Origin of the sequence: Gluconobacter albidus (assembly GCF_002723915.1) — a bacterium.
Classification (GTDB): Bacteria; Pseudomonadota; Alphaproteobacteria; order Acetobacterales; family Acetobacteraceae; genus Gluconobacter; species Gluconobacter albidus.
In genome coordinates this window covers 1-12,975 of the sequence record NZ_BEWL01000023.1, presented here as the reverse complement: position 1 = coordinate 12,975, position 12,975 = coordinate 1, and the positions used below count along the sequence as shown (strand labels likewise).

The 12,975-nt window shown below is 57.1% G+C and carries 8 protein-coding genes; 4 read left to right on the top strand and 4 right to left on the bottom strand.

The window, feature by feature from the left end:
- Positions 1-331, top strand: a 331-nt coding sequence (locus GAL01_RS15585; RefSeq protein ID WP_218017101.1) for a hypothetical protein, incomplete at its 5' end; no start/stop codon positions are given.
- 89 nt (positions 332-420) lie between these two features.
- On the top strand, positions 421-1,713 hold the full coding sequence (locus GAL01_RS14820) for a MobA/MobL family protein (protein ID WP_082790602.1): 1,293 nt from the start codon (positions 421-423) through the stop codon (positions 1,711-1,713).
- Positions 1,714-1,952: 239 nt separating this feature from the next.
- On the opposite strand, the gene GAL01_RS14815 is transcribed toward GAL01_RS14820, so the two are convergent.
- From GAL01_RS14815 to GAL01_RS14805, 3 genes are read right to left on the bottom strand one after another with little or no spacing between them, the layout of a single operon-like run.
- A complete protein-coding gene (locus GAL01_RS14815; RefSeq protein ID WP_062027410.1) occupies positions 1,953-4,970 on the bottom strand; it encodes a type I restriction endonuclease subunit R in 3,018 nt (1,005 codons plus the stop codon).
- Between the two features lie 51 nt (positions 4,971-5,021).
- Entirely contained in the window at positions 5,022-6,278 is a 1,257-nt protein-coding gene (locus tag GAL01_RS14810; RefSeq protein ID WP_231865209.1) for a restriction endonuclease subunit S, read from the bottom strand.
- Positions 6,278-8,722, bottom strand: a complete 2,445-nt coding sequence (locus GAL01_RS14805; RefSeq protein ID WP_231865208.1) for a type I restriction-modification system subunit M — start codon at positions 8,720-8,722, stop codon at positions 6,278-6,280. Before GAL01_RS14805 ends, GAL01_RS14810 begins: the two co-directional genes overlap by 1 nt.
- Positions 8,723-8,998: 276 nt before the next feature.
- Between GAL01_RS14805 and GAL01_RS14800 the strand changes: the two genes are divergently transcribed.
- A complete protein-coding gene (locus GAL01_RS14800; RefSeq protein WP_062027396.1) occupies positions 8,999-10,282 on the top strand; it encodes a DUF3987 domain-containing protein in 1,284 nt (427 codons plus the stop codon).
- Positions 10,283-10,313: 31 nt separating this feature from the next.
- Here the strand turns inward: GAL01_RS14800 and GAL01_RS14795 are convergent, their stop codons facing one another.
- On the bottom strand, positions 10,314-11,177 hold the full coding sequence (locus GAL01_RS14795; protein ID WP_099253384.1) for a hypothetical protein: 864 nt from the start codon (positions 11,175-11,177) through the stop codon (positions 10,314-10,316).
- A 125-nt stretch (positions 11,178-11,302) separates the two neighbouring features.
- On the opposite strand from GAL01_RS14795, the gene GAL01_RS14790 reads away from it, so the two are divergent.
- On the top strand, positions 11,303-12,975 hold a 1,673-nt coding region (locus tag GAL01_RS14790), incomplete at its 3' end, for a recombinase family protein (RefSeq protein ID WP_099253382.1).

Below are 12,975 nucleotides of genomic sequence, written 5' to 3'. Positions count from 1 at the left end.
AGGTCAGGAAGATCCACTGTCAAAAGGATCCTTCCCTATGCTTGTGAAAGCGCATCGTTTCATCACTCTTAACCAACGCCTGGGAAATGCCAGCACGCTCACACCAGGCGACATTGTCGATCTCGCAGCCTTCTACCAGGCGGGCTTTCCAGGTGAAAAAGCCCAGAACGCCGCTCTTCGCAAAGTCCTGCGACAGATGAATCTTCCCGTAAAAGACTTCGCTCGGGACCTGCACCGTGTCAAAGCCCTGTATGATCTTTTGAAGGGGCCGTCGGGTAGCGCTAAACCGCCAACAGACACATCCTCCCTCCCCTCCCTGTCGAGGCCGTAATGGAACAGGGGGGAGAAAAGTGGGAGGGCGCACTTCAGCGAAAATCTACGATTTTCGCGTGCGAACCCAATGGGCCAAAGGCATGAGCCATGGCCCTGTATTCCTTACAACATAGCAGCATCGCCGCCACCGACGGGATAGGTAAAACAACCGCACGATTGCGCTACATCTGTTGTAACCGCCAGGATCTCATCCTGCTCGGAGAACGTCATGGCCTGTCAGCCTATGACACGACCAACCTTCGTACCCTGGCCGAACGCCATGAAACGATGGCAGGCCAAAACGGCCGAATTGCCGAATGCTTCATTATCGCTCCTCCTCGCGAAGGAACGCCGGAGCTTCACAAGCATCTCGTCCGCGACTTTGCAGAAAAAGTCACGCGTGGTGCTGCGCCTTGGATCGCCGCCATCCATTACGACCGCCCGGGCAATCCCCATGTCCATCTCATCGCACTGGAACAAAACAAACCCCGCACCGGAGGAAAAGGACGGCCCAGCAAAGTCATCGGACTTTCCCGCAAAGGGGCGCTGGAACGGGTGCGCGAAGAATGGGCCGAAACGCATAACCGCATCATGGCCGGAACGGGACCACCGATTGATCACCGTTCTCTTGAAGATCAGGGGAAAGGCCATCTCCTCCCCACACTCCATGAAGGGCCAGCCGCCCGGATCATGCAGACGCAAGGCAAGTGTCCTGGCAGCCAGCCCAAGACCAGAAGAAACGGCCAAACCATAGACTGGCCCCAGATCGATGAGGGGCGCACACGCAGCGAAACAAACACCACCGTGCGGCGCATCAATGCGCTCGCAAGCCAATTGAAGGAACAGGGATATGAGCGACGAGCCGACCGAGTTTTTCCTACGTCTTCAAGAGAGCGTGGACCATGCCCGAAAGAACACCGAGCTTGCAGCGTTTCAACTTCGAGAGCGCCTCACGGCAATGGAGCGCATTACAGCACAATGCCAGCACCTTTTGGGACAGGCAGAAAACTTCCTGGACGACGCACAGAACCAACTGTCCCAGCCCCGAATGGAACGAACACCACCACCCTCTTCCCAGCCTTGGAAGCGGCACACGCTGACGGGCGCCTCATTATTCCTCACGGGGATGATGTGCGGGTGGCTGATGCCTTAAAATCCACCCCATGGCGTTACTCCACCCAAGCCTTGCATGAACATGAGCTTCATCTGATCGCTCTTCTACGTCAGGGTTGGGACACCATGCGCAGTCGAGTGCGCCACATGATCAACGCCGTAGACTGGGCACGTCTGTCGCCACGCAGCCCACCACGGCCCCAGGAAACGTCAACTCCCAGCTCATGGCCAGACATCCCAAAACATCAGCCGCGCAAAGAACGCACAGACATGCAGCGGGGCTGCTAGAAAGGCACCTACCGGGGGAACGCTGGCCAAAGATTGACCAGGAGGACTTGTCTGTCACGTCCTCATCTTCCGGGCCTGCGTCAACCTGACGCAGGATCGCTACCATCCCGCAGCTCTGCCCCTGCCCCTGCCCCTGCCCCAAGGCACAGAGCCAGATGTACTTGTCATTCGATCAACCTGCCGACCAACAAACGAATGCATCGTCGCCGAAGTCTGGGCGGGCACGCTTCAATTCATAGTCAGCGTGGGCTCTGCATCAGCGCCTCCTTGACGCTTAGGTATAGTGCAGATCTGAACGCCTCGTCCTGGCTGTGAAGCTTGTAGAGTTCCAACTCCTCTTTCCGGCGTTTTAGCATGACTTCTTTCATAATTTTTTCAAATGCCAAGTTACGGCTGTAGGGATCAGAATTTTCATCAAATTTCTTTTCGAAATCGGGGTGGGCCTGAACACTTTCAACGATGTTCAAAAACTTGATCCGTTGTTCTTCCGGGGTGGCGCTCCACCCTTGGAACCAACGTTCGTTGAAGCTGCGGATGATCTCTTCCAACGGGTCTTCCTGCACCTCTCCTTCGCGATAACCGCGGGGGGTGGGGTTCTGTGGATCTAGCTCTGCTTCTGAAGTGTCCAGACCGATGGTCTGGTTTAGTTTTGTCCGCTCTAGCCCATATGACGAAAGGTCAACGGCCTCGAGAAGATCATCCAACGCATCCTGATTCGGGTCCTTGATGTTTAGCTTCGGGACCAGGAACTTCAGGAACCAGAAGAGCTTCTCCCAGACCTCTACTTCGAACGGCATGATTGCAGCCACCTGTCCGTAGATCTTCACGAACTGCTTCGCTTTGATCTTGAAGTCGATCTTCTCCTGGTCTTCCAGTTCCAGAACGGTGTTGAAACGTTCGGCAGCCACGTCAATCAGGGGGCTGAATTTTTCGGAATCTTCGCCATCAAAGAACCTTTTGCAGAATTCCTCCACCTCTGACCATTCGTAGACGCCGACATCATCCAAAGATGCTTTCAGCACGTGTAAGACGTTCACGTCCGTCGCCTCGGATAGGGTCGTCACCGTGAAGAACGGGTCGAAGGCAGCCTTGATGTCCTCGGTCGAGTTGAAGAAGTCGAGAACAAACAGATCCTCGGTCCGTTTGCCAAGCTTGGGGGAGGACCGATTCAAACGGGACAGGGCTTGGACTGCTAGAACCGACTGCAGCTTTTTGTCGACATACATCGCACAGAGCTTCGGCTGGTCGAAACCGGTGAGATACTTGTTTGCGACGATCAGCAGGCGGAATTCATCCTTATCGAACTCACTGCGGGTCTTGTCCTCAGGTACACCATTCATCTCGCTTTCGGTGTACTTGACCGCATCAACCTCCTTCTCGCCCGAGAAGGCGATTAGCGCCTTGAACGGGTTACCGCGTTTGGCAAGCTCTGCCTGTACGGCCTTGTAGTAGCGGATCGCCACCTCAATATTTTGGGTTACGATCATCCCTTTGCCTTTGCCGCGCAATTTCTTGGGGTTGACCACCTTGTCGATGAAATTCTCGACCATGATCTCGGCCTTGGTGTTGATCGTCTGCTGGCTCCGCTCGACATAGGCGCGCAGCTTCTTCTGCGCCTTGGATGTGTCGAACAGGGGATTGTCCTCAATGGACTTCTGGATCTCGTAATAGCCCTTGTAGGTCGTGTAATTCGCCAACACGTCGAGGATAAAGCCCTCCTCGATCGCCTGCTTCATGCTGTACAGGTGGAACGGACGGAAGCGGCCGTCCGGCTGCTGCTCACCGAACTTTTCCAGGGTGATCGGCTTCGGCGTCGCGGTGAAGGCAAAGTAGGACGCATTGCCGCGCATCTTGCGGGCCTGCATGACCGCCACAATCTTGTCCTGCGCGTCATCTTCGTCTGGGTCGCCGCCCATTGCCTGATTCATCTTGTCACTGGCGATGCCGCTCTGGCCGCTATGCGCCTCGTCGATGATCACCGCGAAACGCTTGTCGCCCAAATCCTCTATGCCGTCGATGATGAAGGGGAACTTCTGGATGGTCGTGATGATGATCTTCTTGCCGTTCTCCAACGCGGCCTTCAGATCCGACGATTTCAGCGCCGGGGCCACGATATTCTTGACCTCGGAGAAATCCTTGATGTTGTCGCGCAGCTGCTTGTCCAGCAGGCGGCGGTCGGTCACAACGATCACGCTGTCGAACAGCGGGGCGTCCAGCGCCCTGGCGCCCGGCAGGTCTAGCTTCGCCGGATGGGTCTCGATCAGCTGGTAGGCGGCCCAGGTGATGCTGTGGGATTTTCCCGAGCCGGCAGAGTGCTGGATCAGATATTTATGCCCTACGCCCCTCTGAGCGGCGTGGGACAACAGCTTTCGGACCACATTCAGCTGGTGATAGCGCGGGAAGATCAGCGTCTTCTTCGCCAGCGGGTCGGCCTTCTTGCCCTCCAGCAGGACGAAATGCTGGATGATCCCGGCAAGGCTCTGCGGTTGCAGAACCTCTTCCCACAGGTAAGATGTTTTGTGGCCATTCGGGTTCGGCGGGTTGCCCGCCCCCTCGTTGTGCCCCTTATTGAACGGCAGGAAGAAGGTCGAGGCTCCCGCCAGCTTCGTCGCCATCCATACCTCGTCGGTGTCGGCGGTCATATGGACCAACACGCGGCCAAAGCGCAGCAGGGTCTGGTTTGCATCACGCTCACGGTACTGCTTCTGGCCGTGGTAGCGGGCGGTCTGGTGGGTCCAGGCGTTCTTCAGCTCAAGCGTCACCAGCGGCAGCCCGTTCAAAAACACCACCATATCCACCGATTCATTCGGGTTGGCGATGCTGTGATGGACCTGCCGCGTCACGCTCCAGATATTGGCGGCGAAATTGTCGTGGACCTTTTGCGCCGAATTGGCCAGCGGAGCGGGATACATCAGGTGGAAATGCGCGTTGTCGACGGGCAGGCCCTTTTTCAAGACATGCAGCAGGCCCTTGGACTTGATCAGCTTGTCGAGCTGGCCGGTGATCTTGGCCTGCCAGTCGGCGGGGTTGTGCTGCTTGAGCTTGTCGAGGTCTTTGGATTGGGTGGCTTCGAGGAACTCCCAGAACTTCGCGCGGTCGAGCGCGAGGGTCGCGTCGAAATCAGCGGGCTGGCCGATGCAGAAAGGGCCAGAGGCGATGGCCCCGGCGGCCAGCTCTTCGGAGCTCGCACCGCAAAGCCGTCTCTCGATGGCCTGTTCAAGGGCGATTTCCTTGGTATTGCTGACCGCGACATTCATGGTGTTGCTTTCAAATGAGTTTCTACCCCGCCGCATCGAGGGACCGGGCACTTACAATACCTTGATCTTTCCAGTCACCGCCGCGTTGATCAAGCTCGTCTTGTATTCCCGCAATGCGGTGATCTGGGATTCCTTTACGCCAATTGCTCGATCTGTCTTCTCGTTCGCCATTTGCACATACTCCATGATGACGTTCTGCTCAGCCTTTGGCGGAAGACACACTGTGATCCCGCCAATGCGATCAACGTTCAAGTTCGCTTGGGCGTTGGCGATGGAATTGTTCATGAAGATCGTCTTCATCGCCGACATGGAGTAGTATAGAAAATCGCGTTCGATCTCTGGACGCGGTTTGAAGCCTACGACGCTGTCCGGGAAGCAGCCGTCAATATCCAAGATGGTCACGTCCCCGATGTTCGCAGCAATCGTAATCAAGATTGTGCCCTTGGGAATCAAAGTTGACACCCGCAGACCTGCTTCGTTCAATGTTTGCCGATATTCCGACAAGAACATCCCAGCACGTGCAACGTCACCTGTCTGGAAGAAGGGGTACTCGCCGTCATATAAGCGCGGATCGTTTCTCGGACGATGCGTGAATTTCCCACGGAATATCTCTGACAGATGCTTGAGGCGCTTCACCTCCCAATGCGCGGGGATCTGGCCGATCCAGTCGATGCCGCTATCCTTCATGGGGGCGTCGGGGTTCAGGCCGCGGGTGACGGCCTCTTGGATCAGGATTTGCCTGCGCTCGGCCAAGAGCCTGATCTGCTCCTCCTTGATCCGCACCGCCTCGTCAATCGCTGCGCATTTCCTATCCAGAAACGCCGCGATGGCGCGTTGTTCAGGGAGGGGTGGCAGTAGAAACGTGACGTCCTTAAGCTTGCTTCTGGACAGCTCAACAAAGGTTGTGCCTTGACCAGCAGCTTCGAGTTTTGGCTTGAGTGCCAAGATCAGCCAATACGCGAATTCACCAAAAATGTCTGAATTTGGCACCAGCCCCTTACAGCCTTGGTTAAAGCAAAGTCTGTTTGCCGCCACAGCTACGTGACCAATAGGAGCCCGTGCGGACAAGATTATTGTTCCTGCGGGCACGAAAGTAGTGCCACAGTTCTTATAGCCAGATTCCGTGAGGTTTCGTTCGCCGCGGGAAACCACTCTTGAGCTTAGCTTTCCAAGATCAGCGGGGCCGACCCACGAAATTTCGCCATCCCAGAAGTGCGCAGTACCCGAAGCTGGTGTAGCTCCGTTGACAATGTCAAAGCAGTTCCAGATCTTCCGAGGCGACCAAGTCGTGTCTGAAAGCACCCGCATCATTCCGCTGGCTCCAGCGTTGTCGCAAGCTCGACACCAAGGATGTCGGCAATCAGCCCGTCGGCTTTTTCTTCCAGGGCCAAAATTTCCTGCGTCACCTCTTCAAGGCTGCGCAGCGGCTTGTGGCGGTAGAAATACTTGTTGAAGCTGATCTCGTAGCCGATCTTCACGCTGTCTAGGTTAATCCATGCTTCTTCCACATGCGGCTTCACCTCTGCCAGGAAGTAGCGGTGGATGTCGTCTTTCAGGGCCACGCTTTCGGCATCGCGCAGCTCTGCGGTGCTCTCATAGGTCAGGTAGCTGCCATCCCTCTGCCGGTACCAACCGAAATCGGCCAGATCTTCCGCCGCACAGCCAAGATGCGTGGTCAGCGCCTCGACCTCGGCGCCGGTCAGCTTGTGCTTCTTGGCGATGACCTTTTGGGCGGTCTCGTCGTACCAGCTGACGGCGTTCAGAATGGCGTTCTTCTCGGTCACGCCCAGCTGGATCTTACGCGCCTTGAGCGCGGCGTGAACCGCCTTGCGGAAGGCGTTGAAGTCGTCGGTCTCCTCAAAGCCCACATCGCCCATGATCTGGGTCGCCGTGTCCAGCAGGTCACGCAGCTTGACCCAGTAGCTGGTGTCGAGCAGCTTCGCCTTCGCCTTGGCGTTCAGGGTTAGCCCTGCTTCCTCACACCACGCGGTGATCTGCTTGGCCTGCTCCTTCAGAAAGCCCGACTGATAGACCTGATCCCCGTGTTCGTCGTAGAGCCATTCCATCGGCTCGCGCAGGGACTTGTCAAAGCGCAGGGGCGCAAGGCGTTCGGCGCTGAAACCCGCGCGGCGGCGGTCCGGGCGTTCGATGGTGACTTTGTGATAGCCGAAGTCCGCGTTGTCAAAGACCTGCACGGCGATGCCCTGCGGATCGCCTGCCGCGTCGATCTGGCGCTCGACAGGGGCGAAGTTCAGGAAGGCCTCGGTGATCTGCTGGATATGTTCGTCCGAGAACTCGCAGTTCTTGTCGCCAAGGTTCTTGCGCAGCTTGCGGAACATGAGGTTGGCGTCAATCAGTTGGACCCGACCGCGCCGTGCCTCGGGCTTGGCGTTGGACAGGAGCCAGATGTAGGTGGTGATGCCGGTATTATAGAACAGGTTGTTGGGCAGCTGGATGATGGTATCCAGCATATCATTTTCGATGATAAAGCGGCGGATGTTGGATTCCCCGCTGCCCGCATCCCCAGTGAACAGGCTCGAGCCGTTGTGGACCGACGCGATGCGCGAGCCCAGTGGGCTGGCGCTGGTTGGCTTCATTTTGCTGATCATCTCCATCAGGAACAGCAGCTGGCCATCCGATGAGCGCGGGGTGGCATCCATCGTTTCGACATTGCCCCAGTAGTCGGCCAGCTTGACCTGAAAACGGGGATCAATGACGTCCTTGCCGTCTTTGATGTACTTCACCTCGCTGTTCCAGCTTTTGCCATAGGGCGGGTTGGACAGCATGAAATCGAAGCGGTTGGCGGAGAATTCATCGGTGGAGAGAGTGGAGCCCACGCGGATGTTTTCAGGGTTATTGCCCTTGATCATCATGTCGGATTTGCAGATCGCGTAGGTTTCGTCGTTGATCTCTTTGCCATAGAGGTAAACGTCCCCGTGGGCATGGAAAGGGCCATCTGCGTCCGTGATATAGTTCTGAGCCTCGGTCAGCATGCCGCCCGACCCGCAAGCCGGATCGTAAATCGTCAGGATCCGGGGCAGACGGTCCTTTATCGGGTCGAAAAGCAGGTGCGTCATGAGGTGGATCACCTCGCGCGGGGTGAAGTGTTCCCCTGCCTCTTCGTTGTTCTCTTCGTTGAACTTACGGATCAGTTCCTCAAAAACGTATCCCATACCCAGGTTAGAAAGGCCCGGAAGCGTGTTGCCTTCCGGATCCTCAATGTCATTCGGGGTCAGGTTGACCCAGGGGGAGACGAATTTCTCAATGACGTCCAGAAGCACCTGCTTCTCCGCCATATGACGCATCTGTTCAAACAGGTTGAAGCGACCGATGATCTCTTTGACGTTGTCGCTGAAGCCGTCGAGGTAATCCTCAATATTGGCTAGGAGGATCTGCTGATTGTTGGTGGCGGTATTGTACAGCTTCTTTAAGGTCCAGTGACTGGTGTTGAAGAAGACGTACCCAGAGGCATCCTTGAGCGGCTCATCGTCCAACTCCGTCGCGCCAATGTCTTCTTTTTGGTACCGGACCTCTTTCAGAACGGCGTCCTTGGTCGGCTCAAGCAACGTGTCAAGGCGGCGCAGCACAACCATCGGCAGGATCACATCGCGATACTTGCCCCGTACGTACACATCGCGGAGGCAATCGTCGGCAATGCGCCAGATGAAGGAAACAAGGCTGCTGTGGGACATCTGGTTCAATGTGGGCCTCAAAAGTTGATACGAGGGCAATAGCCGTTCGGCAAATACCATGCTCTGCCCCAGCGACAAGCCAGCACCCATTTTGCAGACGGGTTGCTGACGCGTTTTTTGGCCGATAATTGGCAGCAGACCGGTAGTTTCTCGGATATGCAGACGCTGGCGGGGGTCCCCATAGTCGCAGGCATTATTCCTTATTCAGAATAAAAATCGCTCCGCTGGCATTTTTCTGGCGCCATCTGCTTCCCTCGCCCCCGTTCTGGACCCAGGTGTCCTGTACGGCGCATGCGTCGCCGTATCCCCCCTCATCCAGCATAAGGAGCGCCCCTGATGGCCCGTCATCCCTCTCGCAAAAAGAACACCCGACGATCACCTGCATCTGAACAAATCTCGATCTTCGATCAGATCCCAGAAAACCTCACGCAAGCCCAACAAGAAACACTCCGGGGCTTCCTCAATTTAAAAACGACCAACACCAAATGGCGTGGCCGTGACATTGTCCCACCCGATACATTCCTGGCAACCGTCATTGATCGCTTTCAACATGGCTGCGATGTGCCCCTGGAAATCCCAGCCTTCACCGCCCTGCACGGTATTGCAGCCTGGCTGCTCGACCAAAAGGTCCAAATCTCTATTTCCGGAAGCCTCATCCGCCCAGACCTCTGGACCACGATTTTGGCCGAAAGCGGCACAAGCAAAACCTATGCCACCCGCGTCCTGCAAAATATTATGACACTTCGACGCTTCCCCGAGGTCACAACAGCCGCACAATTCGTCGCGGACCTCCAAGAGCACAACCATGCCGCCTGGTTCCAAGATGAATGGGGCCAGTTGATCAAACGGATCAACAGCCAAACCTACGCAGATGAAATCCGCGATTACCTGCTGCGCCTGTATGACAACCAAACCATTTCACGCCGCACCCGAAGCCAGACCATTGAGGTTGAAGATCCAGCCCCGGTGATTTTGGGAACAACGGTCACCGACACCTTTCTCCAAAATGTCACGCTGGAAAGCATGTTGGATGGGTTCATGCAGCGTTTCCAATATGTCATTGCCGAATGCAGGCCCGAGCCGCCCATGCCGCTCTACACCATGGACGATGCCCCCACATCCCAGGCTTTGACGCAGGCCTGGGACAGGGTGCGCACGACGACCATTCACCCGCTCTATACAGCCTCCCCCGAGGCCATAGAGGTCTATTGCACGCAATTTCGGAGGCTCTTTCGAGACCATAGCACCGTCCCCGTCAGTTTCTTCCGTCGGGTCCTGTGGCGGAGCTTCAAATATGCGCTCGTCTACCATGTGCTCCTGGGAAAGGAGACACCGGAAATTGACGCCGGGGATTTAGGCTGGGCCATCCGTGTCGCCGAACTGCATCTTCAAGACGCCCGCAACCTCCTGGACCGCTACAATATGTCGGACCTGGAAAAAGTCGTGTGCAAGGCCGAAGCCCTGGCACAGCGCCTGGGGCACGCGCCTTCCCCACGAGAGCTCATCGCGGGGGTTCGAGACATTAAAAGCGCCCCGATGGCGCGCTTTGTGCAGGAACTCATGCGCCCGCAAGAGCCGCAGCGTGATGCCAACCCAACATCACGCCCGATGGCGGCCTAAGGCCGCGGGGCCTTTCTTCCCCGCCCTATTATTAGCGCAGATAGAGCGAGGACTCCCTGATGATTTTGGCCTTTTGTTCGGCCGAAATCACGCCATCGGCCTGCATGATTATGGCAAGACGCCGCAGGAAACCGTACATTTTTATCCCCCTCCCGAAGACGACGATTTGGTTGTTCCTAATCGTTTCGATCTCTGAAGTCCTCTCTTTGTAGAACGGCAATTGCCGCTCCAACGTAATGCGACAGGCATGGCGACCGTAAAGCGGTGCGGCATGAGACCCACAGTTATCGTCTGGCCCCAGCGTCACGAAGATCTTGCGCCCATCTCGCTCCACTTCCCGTAGGGCCTGTTCCATGAAGCACGCCCAGAGCCGCTGGCTATACGGTGGGTTGATCCAGAAGAGCGTTCCCTTCCAGGGACGCATGAGCGACCCAAACGGTCCCTCGTCCGTATAGCGATCATTCGCTGGAACCGGAGCCAATTGCGCTACGATGTCATCGCGGTACTGCGCGGGAATAGCGCTCCATGGAATGTTCCGCCGTGCAGCCGGGGACAGCGGCGCATCGTAATGGCCCGTGTTACTCATCGAGCAGACATCAAGGTCATACAGTGACCTCTTTGCTGCTTTCAGCCCCCATTCGGAGATGAACCTGAGCGTGTAGCATTCATCCCCCGCTCCATTCTCCCTGAGAGCTGTCCATTTTGCGAGCAGGAGGCGTCGTGCGAGCCCCGTCCGGGTACGGTGGTCCAGCGTTTGGAGGTCGTCGAAGGCCAACGGCCCGCCAGGCCAAGGCATGAAGAGGTCCACCGCCTTTTCATCTTTATTTGGTTGATACCGGACGGGGCTGAGGTAAACCGGCTTTTGCGAACAGAGGCTGGCCTGCGCATCCCGCACGCGAATACGGCAGCCCTCTCCATTTGCTTCGACCTGAACGGCTCGCTGCGTCCCACGCGTGACTCGACGTACACGGAAGATCGCGCTGAGTAATTTTGAGCGGAAGAAGCGGACGAGACAAAACGATGACGGAACGTGTTGCCCTGTATGGCCGGTTTTCAGATGACCGGCAGAATGCATCGAGTGCCCAGGACCAGATCCGTCAATGCCGACGTCGCGCAGAAGCTGAGGGCTGGACCATCAGCGCCGAATATATCGACGAGGCCATATCAGGTGCCGTCAGAAACCGCCCACAGTATCAAAAACTCCGTCACGCCATCGACGATGGCGAGTTTACGATTGTCATGGCGGAATCTTTGGACCGGCTCTCCCGCTCCCAAGAAGAGACGGCCAATCTTTACGAGATGTGCCGCTACCGAAAGGTCCGTATTTTCACACTGTCAGAGGGCTGGATCAGCGAACTCCAAGTTGGGTTTTCATCGACGATCAACGCGGTCTATCTGCGACAACTGGCCGAGAAAACCCATCGCGGGCTGAGCAGCCGGATTGAGTCGGGACGCTCGGCAGGGGGCTTGTCTTACGGCTATCGAGTTCCCATCCAACCCAACGGCCTGCCGCAAACCGGACAGCTTGAAATTGTCCCAGAACAGGCTGTGGTGATCCGGCGCATTTTCGCGGAGTATGGGCGCGGTGTCTCTCCCCGCAGCATCGCCGCAGCCCTGAACGCCGAAGGGGTCCCTGTGCCCCAACACGGGGCGCGTCGTGGGGATGGGACCTGGCGGGCCAATGCGATCCAGGGCAACAGAAAACGCGGCACCGGTATTCTCAATAACGAACTCTATATCGGCCGACGCGTCTGGAACCGGCTGCGCTACGTCCATCCGCCAGGCGAGAGCAGACGCGTCTCGCGACTGAATCCCGAAAGTGACTGGAAAATCGAAGAGGTCCCGGCCTTGCGCATCGTGGACCAGGACGCCTGGGACACGGCCCGAGAGCGCCAGAGGCGGATTGATGCCGCCCGTGCGGAGAAAGACACCGGCGATGCCACCCATCTGAGTGGAACCCATGCCAGCCGTCGTCCGACCTACCTCCTCTCGGGCCTGATCCGGTGTGGAGCATGCGGCGGCACGATGAACATCGCAGGCAGCGGCGTGCGCCGTTTTTATTGTTCCAATGCACGAGAAAAAGGCCGCACGGTCTGTCAAGGCATGAAGGGCCTGCGCAAGGACGTTCTGGAACAAACCATCGTCCACGGCCTCAAAGAGCATTTGATGCAGCCCGAAGCCGTCCAGGAATTTTCTGACCGTTACGCCGCCCATCAGCGGAGTTTGGATGCAGGTCGCGAAGAAACCGTGCGCCATCTGCGAACCTCCCTCGCCCGGACGGAAAAGGAAATCGCGAACGTGATAACCGCCATCAAAGCCGGGATCTTCACCGAAACGACAGAATCCGAACTGGAAGCGTTGGAAGCACGGCGGAAACAACAAAGCGAGGCTGTGACGCAAGCACAGACGGCTGCACCGGCCCTGCCCCCCAATCTGGCCGAGCTCTACCGTGCCACGATTACCAATCTGACCGAGAGCCTCACCCATCCTGACACCGTGCTGGACTCATCGGAGGCCATGCGGGGCCTGATCGAGCGCATTATTGTCTCTTGGGACACCGAGCATGCGGAGCATCGCATCGAATTAGAGGGCAAGTTGGTTGCGCTTTTGAACGCGGGCCGAGGGACAAGAGTGCAGAACGCAAAAAACGCCTCGAGCGTCGGCTCTGAGGCGTTGGGTGAGAGTTCGTTAAA